The organism is Streptomyces sp. NPDC048644 (assembly GCF_043199105.1).
In the GTDB taxonomy this organism is placed as follows: domain Bacteria; phylum Actinomycetota; class Actinomycetes; order Streptomycetales; family Streptomycetaceae; genus Streptomyces.
Map to the genome: position 1 here is coordinate 352383 of NZ_JBICVO010000006.1, position 17008 is coordinate 369390.

General features: G+C 68.4%; 15 protein-coding genes and 1 pseudogene. 9 read left to right on the forward strand and 7 right to left on the reverse strand.

What is annotated here, in order from left to right; translation table 11 throughout:
- Positions 1 to 437: 437 nt before the first annotated feature.
- The gene (gene dnaA / locus ACGFNI_RS16660; protein WP_393684380.1) at positions 438 to 2339 is read right to left on the reverse strand and encodes a chromosomal replication initiator protein DnaA; all 1902 of its coding nucleotides are present in this window, start codon (positions 2337 to 2339) and stop codon (positions 438 to 440) included.
- Positions 2340 to 2716: 377 nt separating this feature from the next.
- Here dnaA and rpmH point away from each other — a divergent pair, with 377 nt between their 5' ends.
- From rpmH to ACGFNI_RS16705, 9 genes and pseudogenes are all read left to right on the forward strand, one after another.
- Positions 2717 to 2854, forward strand: a complete 138-nt coding sequence (rpmH, locus tag ACGFNI_RS16665) for a 50S ribosomal protein L34 (RefSeq protein ID WP_143940007.1) — start codon at positions 2717 to 2719, stop codon at positions 2852 to 2854.
- Between the two features lie 24 nt (positions 2855 to 2878).
- A pseudogene (rnpA, locus tag ACGFNI_RS16670) lies at positions 2879 to 3247 on the forward strand (ribonuclease P protein component); the annotation flags it as partial.
- Positions 3248 to 3309: 62 nt separating this feature from the next.
- Positions 3310 to 3627, forward strand: coding sequence for a membrane protein insertion efficiency factor YidD (yidD, locus tag ACGFNI_RS16675; RefSeq protein WP_393684382.1), 318 nt, complete (start codon positions 3310 to 3312; stop codon positions 3625 to 3627).
- 3 nt (positions 3628 to 3630) lie between these two features.
- Positions 3631 to 4815, forward strand: a complete 1185-nt coding sequence (yidC, locus tag ACGFNI_RS16680) for a membrane protein insertase YidC (protein ID WP_393684384.1) — start codon at positions 3631 to 3633, stop codon at positions 4813 to 4815.
- A gap of 14 nt (positions 4816 to 4829) precedes the next feature.
- Positions 4830 to 5336 (forward strand): protein jag, encoded by a 507-nt coding sequence (locus tag ACGFNI_RS16685; protein ID WP_393684386.1) that lies wholly within the window; start codon positions 4830 to 4832, stop codon positions 5334 to 5336.
- A 138-nt stretch (positions 5337 to 5474) separates the two neighbouring features.
- Positions 5475 to 6200, forward strand: a complete 726-nt coding sequence (gene rsmG, locus ACGFNI_RS16690; RefSeq protein ID WP_393684388.1) for a 16S rRNA (guanine(527)-N(7))-methyltransferase RsmG — start codon at positions 5475 to 5477, stop codon at positions 6198 to 6200.
- Positions 6201 to 6494: 294 nt separating this feature from the next.
- Positions 6495 to 7565 carry an AAA family ATPase gene (locus ACGFNI_RS16695; protein ID WP_393684390.1) on the forward strand — a complete coding sequence of 357 codons (1071 nt, stop codon included), beginning with the start codon at positions 6495 to 6497 and terminating at the stop codon, positions 7563 to 7565.
- Positions 7562 to 8659 carry a ParB/RepB/Spo0J family partition protein gene (locus tag ACGFNI_RS16700; RefSeq protein ID WP_393684391.1) on the forward strand — a complete coding sequence of 366 codons (1098 nt, stop codon included), beginning with the start codon at positions 7562 to 7564 and terminating at the stop codon, positions 8657 to 8659. The genes ACGFNI_RS16695 and ACGFNI_RS16700 overlap by 4 nt, the downstream gene beginning before the upstream one ends.
- A 306-nt stretch (positions 8660 to 8965) precedes the next feature.
- Positions 8966 to 9583 carry a GNAT family N-acetyltransferase gene (locus tag ACGFNI_RS16705; RefSeq protein ID WP_393684393.1) on the forward strand — a complete coding sequence of 206 codons (618 nt, stop codon included), beginning with the start codon at positions 8966 to 8968 and terminating at the stop codon, positions 9581 to 9583.
- 75 nt (positions 9584 to 9658) lie between these two features.
- Here ACGFNI_RS16705 and trxA read toward each other — a convergent pair whose 3' ends face one another.
- From trxA to murJ, 6 genes are all read right to left on the reverse strand, one after another.
- Complete coding sequence (gene trxA, locus ACGFNI_RS16710; RefSeq protein WP_227047927.1) at positions 9659 to 9985, reverse strand: thioredoxin; 327 nt, start codon at positions 9983 to 9985, stop codon at positions 9659 to 9661.
- Positions 9986 to 10033: 48 nt separating this feature from the next.
- Positions 10034 to 11008, reverse strand: a complete 975-nt coding sequence (gene trxB / locus ACGFNI_RS16715) for a thioredoxin-disulfide reductase (protein WP_393684395.1) — start codon at positions 11006 to 11008, stop codon at positions 10034 to 10036.
- A gap of 114 nt (positions 11009 to 11122) precedes the next feature.
- On the reverse strand, positions 11123 to 12040 hold the full coding sequence (locus ACGFNI_RS16720) for an anti-sigma factor family protein (RefSeq protein ID WP_393684396.1): 918 nt from the start codon (positions 12038 to 12040) through the stop codon (positions 11123 to 11125).
- Positions 12037 to 12732 (reverse strand): RNA polymerase sigma factor SigM, encoded by a 696-nt coding sequence (gene sigM / locus ACGFNI_RS16725; RefSeq protein ID WP_393684398.1) that lies wholly within the window; start codon positions 12730 to 12732, stop codon positions 12037 to 12039. Before sigM ends, ACGFNI_RS16720 begins: the two co-directional genes overlap by 4 nt.
- Positions 12733 to 12925: 193 nt before the next feature.
- Positions 12926 to 14620 carry a protein kinase family protein gene (locus ACGFNI_RS16730; protein WP_393684400.1) on the reverse strand — a complete coding sequence of 565 codons (1695 nt, stop codon included), beginning with the start codon at positions 14618 to 14620 and terminating at the stop codon, positions 12926 to 12928.
- Positions 14621 to 14727: 107 nt separating this feature from the next.
- Positions 14728 to 16974, reverse strand: coding sequence for a murein biosynthesis integral membrane protein MurJ (gene murJ, locus ACGFNI_RS16735; protein ID WP_393684402.1), 2247 nt, complete (start codon positions 16972 to 16974; stop codon positions 14728 to 14730).
- Between the last annotated feature and the right edge of the window lie 34 nt (positions 16975 to 17008).

Below are 17008 nucleotides of genomic sequence, written 5' to 3' on the forward strand. Positions count from 1 at the left end.
CAGCCGGTGGACAAGTGAAATCCACCTCTGTGGACAGATCCTTCGTCCACAGCCTGTGGATTACGGTTGACCACAAATCCCCAGCCCTCTGACCTCGTCCGATGATCCGTCAGGACACCGGCCTGTGGATCCCACAGGGATAACTTTCCAGTCCCCAGGGTGTGGACGGAAGATTCTTGCCCAATCTGTGGAGAGAGGCCGTGACCTGGCGCGGAATCGAACAGAGCCGGTGCCTTCCACAGGTTCGGGACGACGGCGGGCGGGGTCAGGAAGGCCGGATCCGGCGTTCGGAGGACCGCACACCGCTGCCCGGGAGGCCCCGGCGGGAGCGCTGCCGCCGCCGCAGGAGCCCGTACGGCGAAGGGCGCCCCGGGAACCCGTCCCGAAGCGCCCTGGAGCGCGGCAGCGGCGGCCCGTACGGGCTCCCGCCCCGCGCGTCAGCCGTTCTTGATGCGGTTGGTCAGCTCGGTGACCTGGTTGTAGATCGAGCGGCGCTCGGCCATCAGCGCCCGGATCTTGCGGTCGGCGTGCATCACCGTCGTATGGTCACGGCCGCCGAACTGCGCGCCGATCTTCGGCAGCGAGAGATCGGTCAGCTCCCGGCAGAGGTACATGGCGATCTGGCGGGCCGTCACCAGGACCCGGCTGCGCGAGGACCCGCAGAGGTCGTCGACGGTCAGCCCGAAGTAGTCCGCGGTCGCCGCCATGATCGCCGTCGCCGTGATCTCCGGTGCCGCGTCCTCACCGCCCGGGATGAGGTCCTTGAGCACGATCTCGGTCAGGCCCAGGTCCACCGGCTGCCGGTTGAGTGAGGCGAACGCGGTGACCCGGATCAGCGCGCCCTCCAGCTCACGGATGTTGCGCGAGATCCGCGAGGCGATGAACTCCAGCACCTCCGGCGGGGCGTTCAGCTGCTCCTGGACCGCCTTCTTGCGGAGGATCGCGATCCGGGTCTCCAGCTCGGGCGGCTGGACGTCGGTGATCAGACCCCACTCGAAGCGGTTGCGCAGCCGGTCCTCCAGGGTGACCAGCTGCTTGGGCGGCCGGTCACTGGACAGCACGATCTGCTTGTTCGCGTTGTGCAGCGTATTGAAGGTGTGGAAGAACTCCTCCTGCGTCGACTCCTTGCTCGCCAGGAACTGGATGTCGTCGACGAGCAGGATGTCCATGTCGCGGTAGCGCTTGCGGAACGCGTCCGCCTTGCCGTCGCGGATGGAGTTGATGAACTCGTTGGTGAACTCCTCCGAGCTCACGTACCGCACCCGGGTGCCCGGGTACAGGCTCCGCGCGTAGTGCCCGATCGCGTGCAGCAGGTGCGTCTTGCCGAGGCCGGACTCGCCGTAGATGAACAGCGGGTTGTACGCCTTGGCCGGCGCTTCGGCGACGGCGACCGCAGCGGCGTGCGCGAAGCGGTTCGACGCGCCGATGACGAAGGTGTCGAAGAGGTACTTCGGATTCAGCCTGGCGGTCGGCTCTCCGGGGCCCGTCGCGGGCGCAGGCTGCGCGGCGAGCGGACTCGGCGCACCACTGGGGGCGGGCAGCTGGGAGCCGGGGTCGAGATGCCGGCCGTGCGGGGGCTGGTGCTCGGAGCGGTCGCGGCGCGGCGGCTGCTGGTCGTACGGCCCCCGGCCGTCCCCGTGCTGCGGCCCGCCGGAGCGCTCGGGCCCCTGCTGGCGGTAGTCGTTCTGCGGCTGCTGATGCTGGGGGTGCTGCTGCTGTATGTGTGACGGCGGCGGCGAGGCGTACGGATCGCGCTCGGGGAAGCCGCCGAGGCGCTGCTGCTGCCAGCCGTACTCCTCGCGCGGGCCTGCGCCCATGGACGAGGAGTGCTGCGGCCAGGAACCGGGCTCGTGGCGGGGCTGCTGGTGCTGCTGCTGATAGTCGGGGTAGGCGGGCCGGACGTTCGGCAGTTCGTCGCCCTGACGGCTGTAGCCCTGCCTGTTGTCGTAGCCGTCATAGGCATCGTGCTGCTGCGGCGGCTGCTGCGGATGCGACTGCTGCTGTTGGCCCTGGTGCTGCTGCGGCTGCTGGTACTGCGGGGGTGCCTGCGGAGCCGACGGTTCTTCGGCGGAGTCGTCGACCGTGATCGCGATTCGGATCGGACGCCCGCACTCGTGGCTGAGTGCCTCGCCGATCAGCGGTGCCAGCCGGCCTTCGAGCACGCCCTTGGCGAATTCATTGGGGACGGCGAGCAGCGCGGTGTCGGCGACCAGCGCCAGCGGCTGCGTCCGCTTGAGCCAGTCCTGGTCCTTGGGCTTGAGGCCGTCGCCGTCCGCCCGTAGGAGGTGCTCGAGGACGCGCGGCCACACTGCGGCAAGATCGGCAGGTACATCAGCCACGGGGCACGCTCTCTCAGCAGTCCCACGAATGTGTGATTCTCAGGACGGGCGGGAAGGAATCGGGGTTCGGCCACGGTAGTCAGGCCGGGCCTGGGGATTCAAGTCGTTGTCCACAGGCTGTGCATAGTGTGTCCTGACAAGAGTCCCGCACGGGGCCCGGTACCACCGGTTTGACCGGATGGCGTAGCCGCGCGTACCGTGACCAGGTCGAGTTGTCGATGGCTGCTGCCGCCTGCCTCCGATGGGCAAAGATCACTCTCAGTGGTCATGAAGCGGTGCACTTGGGCGTTGCGAGCTACTCGTGGGCGCACGGTGACAGCCAGTCGACGCCCCACATCTGTCTCGCATGAGGCAACAAGTATTCCTGGAGCCCCCGAGTGAGCAAGCGCACCTTCCAGCCGAACAACCGTCGCCGCGCGAAGACCCACGGCTTCCGTCTGCGCATGCGGACCCGCGCCGGCCGCGCCATCCTGGCCTCGCGTCGTGGCAAGGGCCGCTCCAGCCTGTCGGCCTGAGCAGCCAGACCCTAGGTCCATGACGTGCTGCCTACCGAGCATCGGCTGAGGCGGCGCGAGGACTTTGCGACCGCGGTACGCCGGGGACGCAGGGCCGGGCGCCCGCTCCTTGTCGTTCATTTTCGTAGCGGTGCAACGGACCCGCACGCAGCGGGGGAACACGTTTCCCCCGCGCGTGCGGGTTTCGTCGTGAGCAAGGCCGTTGGGGGCGCCGTCGTCCGCAACAAGGTCAAGCGCCGGCTGCGCCATCTCCTGCGCGACCGGCTGTACCGGCTGCCCGCCGGTAGCCTGGTTGTCGTACGGGCGCTGCCCGGTGCGGGTGAGTCGGGCCATGAACAGTTGGCCCGTGACCTGGACGCCGCCTTGGAGCGGCTGCTGGGTGGGGTACCGCGCAGTGGCAATCCCACGGGGGGCAACCCTCGGATCCCCGGTCGGGAACCGGGAGGGAGCGCACAGTGAAGTACCCGCTGCTGCTGTTGATCAAGCTGTATCAGTGGACCATCAGCCCCTTGCTGGGCCCGGTCTGCAAGTACTACCCGTCGTGCTCGCACTATGGCTACACGGCCATCGACCGGCACGGCGCGGTAAAAGGGACTGCGTTGACTGCCTGGCGCATCCTGCGTTGCAACCCGTGGTCGCTCGGTGGCGTCGACCACGTTCCTCCCCGGAAGCATCCGGTTTGGCATCAGCGGCTGAGGAGCCGCCTGGGCGGGACTGCCGTCCCTGAGCCCGTCGCCCAGCCCGAGACTCAGCCCAACGCCCAAGGAGCCTGATTCGTGGACACGATCCTCAAACCTCTCTATTACGCTGTTTCCTGGATCATTGTCCAGTTCCACTCGTTCTACAGCCTCATTTTTGACGAGAACAGTGGCGCGGCGTGGGGGCTGTCCATCGTCTCGCTGGTGGTCCTGATCCGCGTCTGCCTGATCCCGCTCTTCGTGAAGCAGATCAAGTCGACGCGGAACATGCAGGCGCTCCAGCCGAAGATGAAGGCCATCCAGGAGCGCTACAAGAGCGACAAGCAGCGCCAGTCCGAAGAGATGATGAAGCTCTACAAGGAGACGGGCACCAACCCGCTCTCGAGCTGTCTCCCGATTCTGGCCCAGTCGCCGTTCTTCATCTCGCTGTACCAGGTCCTCAGCCACATCGCGCAGAACAAGACCGTCGGTGTCATCGACCCGGCGCTTCTCCAGAGCGCGCAGAAGGCCCACATCTTCGGTGCCCCGCTGGCCGCGAAGTTCATGGACAGCGCCGAGAAGATCCAGTCCCTGGGTGCTTCGCTGGTCGACGTCCGGGTGGTCACGATCATCATGATCGTGCTGATGTCGGGCTCGCAGTTCTACACGCAGCGCCAGCTGATGACCAAGAACGTCGACCTCACGGTGAAGACGCCGTTCATGCAGCAGCAGAAGATGCTGATGTACGTCTTCCCCGTCATGTTCGCCGTCTTCGGCATCAACTTCCCCGTCGGTGTTCTCATCTACTGGCTGACCACCAACGTGTGGACCATGGGCCAGCAGATGTTCGTCATCCGTCGTAACCCCACCCCCGGCAGCAAGGCGTTCACCGAGCGCCAGGAGCGGCTGCGGGCCAAGGGCAAGATCGTCGAGGACCCGGCCGAGATCGAGGCGAAGCAGGCCGCCGAGGAAGCCCGGCAGAACCGCCAGCAGCCCAAGCGGCAGCCGAAGTCCAAGCGGCAGACGTCCGCCCCCGCCGGCGGTGCACGTCCCGCAGGCACGCCGGGTGCGCGCACCCGGGCCGGCTCGCAGTCCGGGGCCACCGACCAGGACGCCTCGAAGAAGCAGTCGCTGGAGAAGAAGGCCCCGCAGGACAGCAAGACCACGCAGAGCGGCAAGGGGAAGGGCGGCTCTGCCGAGAAGGGCAGCTCCTCCGGATCCCGCACCACCAAGTCCGGACAGCGCAAGGGCCAGCAGCGCCCCAAGCACCCGTCCAAGAAGTAAGAAGGAGTCCTTTCGTGACGGACACGACCCCTGCCGCCGAGGGCACCGACACCCTGACCCGCCTGGAGCAGGAAGGGGAGATCGCCGCCGACTACCTCGAGGGCCTGCTGGACATCGCGGATCTCGATGGCGACATCGACATGGACGTCGAGGCCGACCGCGCCGCGGTGTCGATCATCAGCGACTCGACCAGCCGCGACCTTCAGAAGCTGGTGGGCCGCGACGGTGAGGTGCTGGAGGCGCTGCAGGAGCTGACCCGCCTCGCGGTGCACCGCGAGACCGGCGACCGCAGCCGCCTGATGCTCGACGTCGCCGGCTTCCGGGCGCGGAAGCGCGAGGAACTGGCCGCGCTGGGTGCGAAGGCGGCGGAAGAGGCCCAGAGCACCGGCCAGCCGGTGAAGCTGGACCCGATGACGCCGTTCGAGCGCAAGGTCGTCCACGACGCCGTGGCGGCGGCGGGTCTGCGCAGTGAGTCGGAGGGCGAGGAGCCGGAGCGCCGAGTGGTTGTCCTCCCGGCCTGACCCAGCTCCACACATCCAGATGTCTTTGGCCCCGTCTGCTCGCAGGCGGGGCCAAAACTTGTCAGCCTTCTGTGTTATCCCGGGGGACATATCCCCGGTTCCCGGCAGCATCAGCAGTCCAGAGGAAGGGCGGTTCCCGTGACGGAGGCAGCAGCGGAGCTCCCTCCCGCGCCGAAAGAGGCGCAGGAGGTATTCGGTGAGCGCTTTGCGGAGGCCGTGCGGTACGGCGAACTGCTCGCCGACGCCGGTGTGACACGAGGGCTGATCGGCCCGCGTGAGGTGCCGAGGCTGTGGGAGCGGCACCTGCTCAATTGCGCGGTGCTCTCCGAGGTGGTTCCCGAGGGCGTCTCGGTCTGTGACGTGGGCTCGGGCGCCGGACTGCCCGGCATCCCGCTGGCCTTGGTGCGTCCGGACCTGAAGATCACGCTCCTGGAGCCGCTGCTGCGGCGTACGAACTTTCTTCAGGAGGTCGTCGAACTGCTCGGCCTCGACCACGTCACCGTCGTACGGGGGCGCGCCGAGGAAGTCATGGGGAAGCTGCCGCAGGTGCACGTGGTGACCGCGCGAGCCGTTGCCCCGCTCGACCGGCTCGCCGGCTGGGGAGTGCCGCTGCTGCGTCCTTACGGACAGATGCTGGCGCTCAAGGGCGATGCCGCGGAGGAGGAGCTGAAGGGTGCGCGCGCCGCGCTGAGCAAGCTCGGCGTGGTGGCGACCTCGGTGGTGCAGGTCGGCGAGGGGATCGTGGATCCGCTCTCGACCGTGGTGCGTGTCGAGGTGGGCGAGAGCCCCGGCGGTGTGCGCTTCGCTGCCAAGCGGGCGAAGGCGGCGCGGGCGAGCCGGGTTTCGCGGGCGCGACGCCGCTGACGCGGGGGCGCGCAGCCCGATACGGATCAGAGCACGTGCCCGACAGCGGGCGGGTGGCGGCACGTGCCGCAAAGGCGACCAAATGGGCATGAGGCGGAGTGTCGCGGCTCAATCGGGCGCGACGCTGGCATCGTGTTTCACGTGAAACGTCGTTCTCTGTTGCAAGGGATCATCGGGCGTGGTCGAGCGGCTTCCGCGCCACGCGACCGCAAACCCACACGGGTCACTGAAGTATCCACAGAAGTGGATTCATCCACAGGAGAACGGACCTCACTGGTTCGTGGTACCGAAAGCATGGCAGGCTCTGAACATTGCGAGCCTGATGTCGAGGAGAGTGAATCCGTGCGGTCCGACGCCAACATCGCGGGACCGATGACCGATCCGGTCCCCGGTCCCCGAAGCGAGTCGCTCGGGGAGGATGTTTCACGTGAAACGCCACCCCCGATGGACGACACCCCGATCGGTCGTGCAGCTCAGTTGGCGGTGGAGACAGTTGGCCGCGCGGGTGAGGCGCTGCCGCGGCCTGAACAGACACGCGTCATGGTGGTCGCCAACCAGAAGGGTGGGGTTGGCAAGACCACGACCACGGTGAACCTGGCCGCCTCCTTGGCGCTGCACGGAGCCCGCGTGCTCGTCGTCGATCTCGATCCCCAGGGCAACGCCTCCACCGCGCTGGGAATCGACCACCACGCCGAAGTGCCGTCGATCTACGACGTGTTGGTGGAGAGCAAGCCGCTCTCCGATGTGGTGCAGCCGGTGCCGGACGTCGAGGGTCTGTTCTGCGCGCCCGCCACCATCGACCTGGCCGGCGCCGAGATCGAGCTGGTCTCGCTGGTGGCGCGGGAAAGCCGCCTGGACCGGGCGATCCAGGCGTACGAACAGCCGCTGGACTACATCCTCATCGACTGTCCGCCCTCGCTCGGCCTGCTGACCGTGAACGCTCTGGTCGCCGGTGCCGAGGTGCTGATCCCGATTCAGTGCGAGTACTACGCGCTGGAGGGCCTGGGCCAACTCCTCCGCAACGTCGAGCTGGTGCGGGGTCATCTCAACCCCAAGCTCCACGTCTCGACGATTCTGCTCACCATGTACGACGGCCGTACGCGGCTGGCTTCCCAGGTCGCCGACGAGGTGCGCAGCCACTTCGGCAACGAGGTGCTGCGTACGAGCATCCCGCGCTCGGTGCGCATCTCCGAGGCGCCCAGTTACGGGCAGACGGTGCTCACCTACGACCCGGGATCCAGCGGCTCGCTCTCGTACCTTGAAGCAGCCAGAGAGATTGCCCTGCGCGGCGCGGGTCAGACCGCGGGCCAGGGGCTGAGTGTGAACTATGAAGCGCAGCACAGCACGCCGGAGGGGACGCAGTGAGCGAACGACGTAGAGGGCTCGGCCGTGGGCTCGGTGCGCTGATCCCCGCGGCACCGCAGAGCACCGAGCAAGGCGGACCCACGGTGGGACGGGGAACGACATCGCCGTCGGCCGTACCGGTCCTGGCTCCCGAGCGGGGCGTGGCAGCGGCAAAGGTCGCCTCACTTCCAGCTGCCTCTGTTTCCCGTGAAACAGAGGCGCCCACCGCGGACGTGGAGCCGGCTGCCGAACAGGATGTGCCCGGCGCGCACTTCGCCGAACTGCCGCTGGACTCGATCACACCGAACCCCCGGCAGCCGCGTGAGGTCTTCGACGAGGACGCGCTCGCGGAGCTGGTCACCTCCATTCAGGAGGTGGGGCTGCTGCAGCCGGTGGTGGTGCGTCAGGCCGCACCGGAGCGGTACGAGCTCATCATGGGCGAACGCCGTTGGCGTGCGTGCCGTGAGGCGGGCCTGGAGAAGATCCCGGCCATCGTGCGGGCAACGAACGACGAGAAGCTGCTGCTCGACGCACTGCTGGAGAACCTGCACCGGGCTCAGCTCAACCCGCTGGAAGAGGCAGCTGCCTACGACCAGTTGCTCAAGGATTTCAAGTGCACGCATGACGAGTTGGCGGACCGGATCGGGCGTTCGCGTCCGCAGGTCTCCAACACGCTGCGCCTTCTGAAGCTGTCGCCCACCGTGCAGCGCAGGGTTGCGGCAGGCGTGCTCTCCGCGGGGCATGCCCGTGCGCTTCTGTCGGTCGGCGATTCGGAGGAGCAGGATCTGCTTGCCCGCCGCATCGTGGCGGAGGGCCTCTCGGTCCGTGCGGTCGAGGAGATCGTCACGCTGATGGGTTCGCAGCCGGCCGGCGCGAGCAAGGCCAAGGGGCCCCGCGCGGGAACCCGGGTCTCCCCCGCGCTCACCGGTCTCGCTTCCCGGCTGTCCGATCGCTTCGAGACGCGGGTGAAGGTCGACCTCGGGCAGAAGAAGGGAAAGATCGTCGTCGAGTTCGCCTCGATGGAGGATCTGGAGCGGATCCTGGGCACGTTGGCTCCCGACGAGGGGCCTGTTCTGGGAACGTCGCCGTCCGAGGAAAACGACGACGAAGGCTGAGCTGGCCGACCCGAGCTCGGAGGGCGGGCCGTGGTCCGGAAGACACACCGGGACACGGCCCGTCCTTTGCGTTCTCGCGGTACCCGCGCCCGTAAAGGGTGGATACGATGCGATCGGTATGGCACATCCACGTGGAGACGCTTCATATCAGGAGAGAGCCATGCGATCGGTGAGCCGCACCGGACTGTTGGCCGCGGGGTTCGGCCTGGCAGCCGTCGGAGGGTTCGTCGGCGGTCTGCTCGGCGAGCGGGCGGCGTCGGCAGCCCGCCGCAGTGCGGCAGGCGAGGGAAGTGAGGACCTGGCTCCATGGGCCGTCGACTCGTACCGCTCACATTGGACAACCTTCCGGACGTCCCCAAGCGCTGCCGCTCCTGTGTGTTCTGGGAGCTGGACCCCGTCAGCGGCGAGGCCGCGGTAAAGGCAGGCCGGCCCGACCTGGAAAAGGAAGCCTGGATCTCAGCGGTGCTGCTGGAGTGGGGCTCCTGTGGGCGGGTGGTCTATGTCGATGACGTGCCTGCCGGCTTCGTGCTGTACGCCCCTCCCGCCTACGTGCCCCGTTCCACGGCATTCCCCACCAGCCCGGTGTCCGCGGACGCTGTGCAGCTGCTGACCGCCCGGTTGCTCCCCGGCTTTCAGGGGCAAGGGCTGGGGCGGGTGATGGTCCAGACGGTCGCCAAGGACCTCATCCAGCGCGGCTTCAAGGCCATCGAGGCGTTCGGGGATGCCCAGTGGTCGGAGCCGGCCTGCGTACTGCCGGCCGATCATCTCCTCGCGGTGGGCTTCAAGACCGTCCGGCCGCACCCGCGGTTTCCGCGGCTCCGGCTGGAACTGAGATCCACCATCTCGTGGAAGGAAGACGTGGAGATGGCTCTCGACCGTCTGCTGGGCGCCGTCCAGAAGGAACCTGCACTGCGGCCCTTGTGAAACGAGCCGGAACAGAGAACGGGCCCGCCCCCTCAAGGGGGTGGGCCCGTTTCCCGTGAAACGTTACGGCGTGCCTCAGGCGAGGTAATCCGACAGGTCGCGCTCGATGGCGGCCTTCGGCTTGGCGCCGACGATGGTCTTCACGACCTCGCCGCCCTGGTAGACGTTCATGGTCGGGATCGACATGACGCCGTACTTGGCGGTGGTTCCCGGGTTCTCGTCGGTGTTCAGCTTGGCGATGACGATCTCGTCGTGCTCGGCGGCAATGGCCTCCAAGGACGGGGCGACCTGGCGGCACGGGCCGCACCAGGTGGCCCAGAAGTCCACGAGAACGGGCTTGTCGCTCTTGAGGACGACCTCTTCGAAGTTGTCGTCCGTCACGGTTACCGTGGCGCCGGCCATGGCAATCTCCTTACTGGGTGGGTGGTGAAAAGCTGGGGAAGTGAGGGGTCAGACGGCCGGGGTCTTCTCGGGCTCCGGCGTGGCCTGGTCGTCCGCCAGCGCCGCGAGGAAGCGCTCGGCGTCGAGTGCCGCGGAGCAGCCGGTGCCGGCCGCGGTGATGGCCTGACGGTAGGTGTGGTCGACGACATCTCCGGCACCGAAGACGCCTTCGAGGTTCGTGCGGGTGCTGGGCGCGTCCACCTTGAGGTAGCCCTCGTCGTCCAGCTTCAGCTGGTCCTTGAAGAGCTCCGTGCGCGGGTCGTGACCGATCGCGATGAACAGGCCGGTCACCGGCAGCTCGGACGTCTCGTCGGTCTTGAGGTTGCGCAGCGTCAGCCCGGACAGCTTGTTGTCGCCGTGGATCTCGGCCACCTCGCTGTCCCACACGAACTTGATCTTCGGGTCGGCGAAGGCACGCTCCTGCATGGCCTTGCTTGCCCGGAGGGTGTCGCGGCGGTGCACGATCGTCACCGACTTGGCGAAGCGCGAGAGGAAGGTGGCCTCCTCCATCGCGGTGTCGCCGCCGCCGATCACGGCGATGTCCTGGTCCTTGAAGAAGAACCCGTCGCAGGTGGCGCACCAGGAGACGCCACGGCCGGACAGCTCGTCCTCACGGGGCAGGCCGAGCTTGCGGTGCTGCGAGCCGGTGGTGACGATGACGGTCTTCGCGCGGTGCACTGTGCCTGCGGTGTCGGTGACGGTCTTGATCCCTCCGGAGAGGTCGACCGAGACGATGTCGTCGGGCACCAGCTCGGCGCCGAAGCGCTCGGCCTGTGCCCGCATGTTGTCCATCAGGTCCGGGCCCATGATGCCCTCGCGGAAGCCGGGGAAGTTCTCCACGTCGGTGGTGTTCATCAGCGCACCGCCTGCGGTGACGGCACCTTCGAAGATCAGCGGCTTCAGGGACGCACGGGCGGTGTAGAGCGCTGCGGTGTAACCCGCGGGCCCGGAGCCGATGATGATCACGTTGCGGACGTCGCTCACGGGTGTCTTCCTTGTCTCTGCCGACTGCTTGCTGGGGCTCTGGGAACTCTCACCCCACCCAACGGATCCTACGGGTCGAGCATTCCCGCCGTGCCGCAGCGCACGTACCGTCGTTCAGTCTCGCGGGTACGAGTGGGTCAGCAGGACCTTGCCGGGAGACGGGGGCGTGGCGGAGACACAGGACGAGTCGACGACGTACGCCGTGACGCGCTTGGGGTCCGAAGGGGCAGGCAGCACGACGAGATAGGCGTCCTTGCCCTCGTACCGGCTCTGGCGAGAGACGATCGGCGTCTCGGGACGGCCGATGCCCCGGCTGACGCAGGAGGGGACGGTGTCGGCGCCCCCGCGCATCGGGGTCTCCGGCTCGCTGCGTGTTCCGATCTCAGGAGACTTCTGCGCGCCCTTGGAGGCGAGCAGCTCATGGACCCGTGCCCCGAGAGTCGCGGACGTCAGGCCGTCATTGCCGCCTCCGGTCGCTGTTGTGGGTCGGTCCTGTCCGCCGTCGTGGTCGGCAGTGGTGGTGGAGTTCTGGACGAGGAGTCCGCCAACGCTGAACACTGCCGCGGCTGCGGCGGTGCCGAGCAGGATCCTGGGCCACCGGCGGGCCCGGGGCGTCCGGCCACCGGGCCGCCGCCCGGGGCCTGAGGAGCCTCGTGGGTGCCCTGCAGGTCGGCTCGAGCCGCCGGCGGGGGAGGCTTCGGTGGCTGTTTCACGTGAAACAGCGTCCGAGCCATCTGCCGTTTCACGTGAAACATCGGCTTCCGCGACGGGCGAGGTGGCGTCGAGCAGCGCCTCGGCCGCCAACGCGGCATCGATGCGGCCGGCGATATCCGCGGGCATCCGCACAGGTCCGGGCAGGGTACCGAGCAGTCCGCGGATCTCTTCCAGAGAGGCGTGGACGTCTTCACACAGTGCACATGTGGCGAGATGCTCGCGCAGTTCGACGGTGCGGGACGGAGAAAGAAGCCCGTCCGTGAGGTCGGAGATCTCTGCGACCTCCGGGTGCTCATCCGTGCCGGTTGACGACGTCATGCTCGCCCACCTCCGCCCTTCACGGCACCTGTGTCTTCCGGTCCTGACGTCGGTGGGACGGATGTCCCCGGCACCTGGTTCCTTGCCGTGCCCTTCGTTCTTCCGTCGCCGTCATCGGTGCGAAGGTGACTGACCAAGGGAAGGAGCCGGGCGCGCCCTCGTGAGCAGCGGCTTTTCACCGTGCCGGTGGGCACATCCAGGATTTCCGCGGCCTCGGCGACGGGGTATCCCTGCATGTCGACGAGGACGAGCGCGGCCCGCTGTTCCTCGGGGAGCGTGCGCAGAGCGCCGAGGAGTTCGCGGTGCAGGTCCTCGCGTTCCGCGGGAAGCGCGGCCGATTCCTCCGGCTCCAGGAGTTGGTCCAGGTGCTCGGTCTCGGCGATGGGAGAGGTGCGCCGGGAGGCGGCCTTGCGGGCCCGGTCCAGGCAGGCGTTCACGGTGATCCGGTGCAGCCAGGTCGTCACGGCGGACTGGCCGCGGAAGGTGTGGGCCGCTCGGTACGCGGAGACCAGGGCGTCCTGGACGGCATCGGCCGCTTCTTCGCGGTCACCCAGGGTGCGGATCGCCACTGCCCAGAGACGGTCGCGATGCCGCCGGACGATCTCCCCGAAGGCATCGGGATCGCCTTTCACATGCAGGGCAAGGAGGTCGGCGTCGGTTGGTGGCGAAGCCTCGTCGCTCTCGGTGGACACTGGCCCCCCGGCCGTAGCTGCGTGATCTCGCTCCATTGAATCCTGCGGCACAGGGAATGTAAATGAGAGTGGCTGTCGGCTCTCTGCCGTGAGCTGATGCAGACGCGGGGGATGGCGTGGTGCCGACGCGATACCTGGCGCGAAACGATGCCTGCGTCGGCTGAGGCGGATCGCAGCGCGCCAGGTATGGGCGTCAGCCGATGACCTTGATGTCCGTGACCTTTCCGCGGTAGTCGCCACCGGTGTCCTGCGGGAGCTTGGTCAGCCAGACCAGGACGTACCGCGTCTCCAGCGGCTTCGATGGCTTGAGGTTCACCTTGCTGCCGGAGCCCTCCGCCACCTTGGTGAAGGCGTCGAGGGTGGTCGGCATCTCGGTCGCGTCCTTGGACGCCGCCAGCAGCTGGACGGAGGTGTCGCCGATGAAGGTGACGTCGGTGCTGCCGATGCGCTGCTTCTTGCCCAGGTCGAGGATGAGTCCGACGCCGCTCTTGAGGCGCCCGAAGTTGGGCCAGTTCCGGTAGGACGACGTGGGCCAGTAAGAGTTCGGGTCGGAGTCGTACGCCTTGCCGGTCTCTTCGGGGTTCTCGCCGCCGTCCGATCCCTCGGGGTCGAAATCCTTCGCGGTCACGATGCTGAGGGGCTTGCCCGTCAGCTTGTCCTTGCTCTTCGGGGCCGGCTGGGAGTTGGGCTGCGGCTCCTGCTTTTCGCCCTTCAGCAGGGTGTCCGCCAGCTGCCAGCTGCCGAGCCCCAGAGCCGCGATCAGCAGAGCGGAGACAGCCCACTTCAGGGCCTTGCCGGTACGGCTCTGCAACGGCGGCGGGGGGCTGGGGACGGGCTGTGCGGCCCGGTTCATCTGGCCGTTGCGCGCCGCGGACTGGCCGTAGCTGCCCTGCTGGTACTGAGTCCGCTGATACGGCGGCGGAGTGGTGAAGGAGGTCTCCGGGGGGCGGATGCGCGGCAGGGCGGCGACTGCCTTGGCCAGCTCGTCCGGGGTGGTGCACGGCTGTTCCTGGCGCGATGCGGTGGCGCCGTCGTTGACCACTGCGCGCATGGCGAGCTCGGACAGCCCGCGGTGGACGCCGGCCCGCACCTGGTCAGGGGCGATCAGTCCGACGCCCTTCGGCAGCCCTGACAGGCCGTACGCGTCGTTCTCGTAGGGCCAGCGCTGGGTCAGCGCGGCGTAGAGCAGCGCGCCGATGGCTTCGGTGTCGGTGCGCTGCGGCTCGTCGGACGTGATGCCGCGCAGCGCGGCCATGACCGCGAGGCCGCGGATGCGGTACTGGCCGGATTCCGTGCGCAGCACCGAGCCGGGGTTGATCCGCAGATGGGCCAGGCCCTCGCGGTGCGCGGCGGCCATGGCCTGGGAGACCTGGCTGACGAGCTGGTAGGCGTCGTGCGGCTCCAGCGGCCCGCCGGCGAGCACGGCGGACAGTTCGGTCGCGTCCGGCAGCCACTCGTGGACGACGTAGACGAGATCGTTCTCCTCGACCGCGTCGAGGACCTGCACGAACCGGGGATCCCCGAGGAGCGCGGAGGCACGTGCGGCGGACAGGACGGGGCGGGCGCGCGGGTGGTCGGCGGGCAGGATGTGCACGCCCACGGCCCGGCGCAGCTTCTCGTCGACCGCGCGCCAGCTGCTGAACCCCTCCAGACGGGTGACGCACTCCTCGAGGCGGTAGCGTCTGGCGAGCTTGTGGCCGCTGTGCAGCTCGGGCGGCTCCGTTTCGGCCGCCGCCGTCGCGTCATCGGTGCCGGCGGCATCCTGCTCCGCGTCGGACACCTTGTCGGCCTTCGCACCGTCGTCCGTGGCCTTACCCGCCTTGGCGGTCAGCGGTTCCTCACCGCTTGTGTCGGCCACGTCGACGGCAGCCGTGCTCCGTTCCGCCACCGTCGTTCCTGCCTCCCCATCCGTTGCAGGCTCAATGAGCCAAGACAATTGTGCCCACAGTCCGCCACTATGCACGACACGCGGTGGCGGTCGATGGTTGTGCGTCCTCAGCGCCCCAGCTTGGCGCGGACCATGCCGACCAGCGCGGTCAGCTCTTCGATCCGCATTTTCCGTGCGGCCACGTAGAAGACCCCCAGAAGAGCGACACAGCCGACGATCAGCGCAGCCAGCGAACCGATGAGGTTGCTGCCGAGTCCCTGCATGATGCCGTACACGGCGGCACCGGCGATGAGGGTGGCCGGAATGCTCGCACCCGCCAGCCGTGCGTACGTGCGCACGATGCGGGCGCTGTCCAGGTCGCCGCCCATCCGCTTGCCCAGACGCCGCCAGGCCACGCCGACGCCGATCATGTAGGCGAGGCCGTAGGAAGCCGCCATGCCGACCACGGCCCAGCGCGCGGGCAGGACCAGGAAGCAGGCGGCCGATGCGGCGGCGTTGACGGCGGCGACGATCACCGTGTTGTAGAAGGGCGTCCGGGTGTCCTCGTACGCGTAGAAGGCGCGCAGCACGACGTACTGCACCGAGAACGGGATCAGGCCCACGCCGAAGGCCATCAGCATGTAGCCCATCGGTACGCCGGCGCCGGACGAGCCGTAGACCAGGGTGCACAGCGGAATGCCGAGGGCGAGGAAGCCGAAGGAGATCGGGACGATGGCGACGGCGGAGGTGCGAAGGCCCTGGGAGATGTCGTCCCGGACGGCTCCGGTGTCTCCGTCGTGTGCCGAGCGGGACAGGCGGGGCAGCAGCGCCGCCATCACGGAGACGGTGATGATGGCCTGCGGCATGTTCCAGATCAGCTGGGCGCTGGCGTAGGAGATGAAGCCGGTGCCGGGGTGGCCCTGCCGGTCGGCGGTGTTGCCGGCCCAGGTGGAGAGCTGGGTCACGACGAGTACGCCCGCCTGGTTGGCGAGGACGAACAGCACCGTCCACTTCGCGAGCTTGGCAGCCTTGCCCAGTCCGTGGCCGCGCCAGTCGAAGCGCAGCCGGAAGGTGAAGTCGGCGTCCCGCAGGTACGGGATCATCGCCAGCGCCTGGACGACGAGGCCGAGCAGCGTGCCGATGCCCAGCAGTCGGATGCCGTCCGTGGGGATGGTGGTGACGCCGATGTTGGAGGTCTCGGCGGTGCCGTACACCCAGATGAACAGGCCGAAGGTGGCGATCATGACGATGTTGTTCAGGACCGGGGTCCACATCATCGCGCCGAACCGGCCGCGGGCGTTGAGGATCTGTCCCATCACGACGTGCAGGCCCATGAAGAAGATCGTGGGCACGCAGTAGCGGGTGAAGGCGACGGCGACTTCGTTGGCCGCGGGATCGCGGGAGATGTCGAACGACACCAGTTTCACGAGGAGTGGCGCGGCGAAGACGGCGGCGACGGTGAGGATGCCGAGGACCACGATCACCAGGGTGAGGAGCCGGTTGGCGTATGCCTCGCCGCCGTCGTCGTCCTCCTTCATCGCGCGCACCAGCTGCGGGACGAACACCGAGTTCAGTCCGCCGCCGATGGTCAGAATGAAGATCATCGTAGGGAGCTGGTAGGCCACCTGCCAGGAGTCGCCGAGGACGGCGCCACCGAGTGCGGCGACGATCAGCGCGGAGCGGACGAAGCCGGTGAGCCGGGAGACCATCGTGCCGGCCGCCATCACCGCGCTGGACTTGAGCAGGCCGGAGGCCCGGCCACCGGACGGCTTTCCGGCAGCCGCCACCGGGCCGGTTTCCTGCGCCGGCTGCTCAGGAGCGGACTCCGGGCCCGGAGCTTCCCCGGCCACCACCGGTGCCGGCTCGGGCGTCACGGGACGGCGCTGTGGTTCGTACGACTGCTGCTGATCGCGGAAGAGGTGCGCGAAGGCGTCGGGCTCGGGCCGTTCGTCGGCGGCCTGGGTGACCAGATCGTCGACCCCTACGAACTGCGTCGCTCCAGTGGCGTCGCCGTACGGAAGATTGCGGCCCGGACCCTGCGGCTCGGGTGCCGGTGGTGCGGCCCACAACTGCGGGTCGGGAGCGTGCTGCCCCGCGGGCGGCTGCTGGTAGAGCGGCTGCTCGGGCGTCGGTCCCGGCGGAGGCGGAGGGTGCGAGGCGCGGTCGTACAGCGCTTCGGTGACCGGGTCCTGGACCGCCGGATCGTGCGCACGGTGCGGGTCGTAGCCGTACGCGTCCTGGACATACGGGTCCTGCGCGTAGGGGTTCTGGGCGTAAGGATCCGGGGCCCCGGGCGCTTGCGGCGTCGGAGGGACCGGCCCCGCGGGTTCGCCATTGGCGCCCCGGCCGCGGTCACCGTCATACGGCGCGTTCATCGCTGCCCCACCTCATCCGTCGCCGGCCATCCGG

Coding starts and splice junctions, on each gene's coding strand:
- ACGFNI_RS16695 (WP_393684390.1), top strand. CDS start 6,495: ATGGCAGGCTCTGAACATTGCGAGCCTGATGTCGAGGAGAGTGAATCC.
- ACGFNI_RS16705 (WP_393684393.1), top strand. CDS start 8,966: ATGGGCCGTCGACTCGTACCGCTCACATTGGACAACCTTCCGGACGTC.
- trxA (WP_227047927.1), bottom strand. CDS start 9,985: ATGGCCGGCGCCACGGTAACCGTGACGGACGACAACTTCGAAGAGGTC.
- ACGFNI_RS16720 (WP_393684396.1), bottom strand. CDS start 12,040: ATGACGTCGTCAACCGGCACGGATGAGCACCCGGAGGTCGCAGAGATC.
- murJ (WP_393684402.1), bottom strand. CDS start 16,974: ATGAACGCGCCGTATGACGGTGACCGCGGCCGGGGCGCCAATGGCGAA.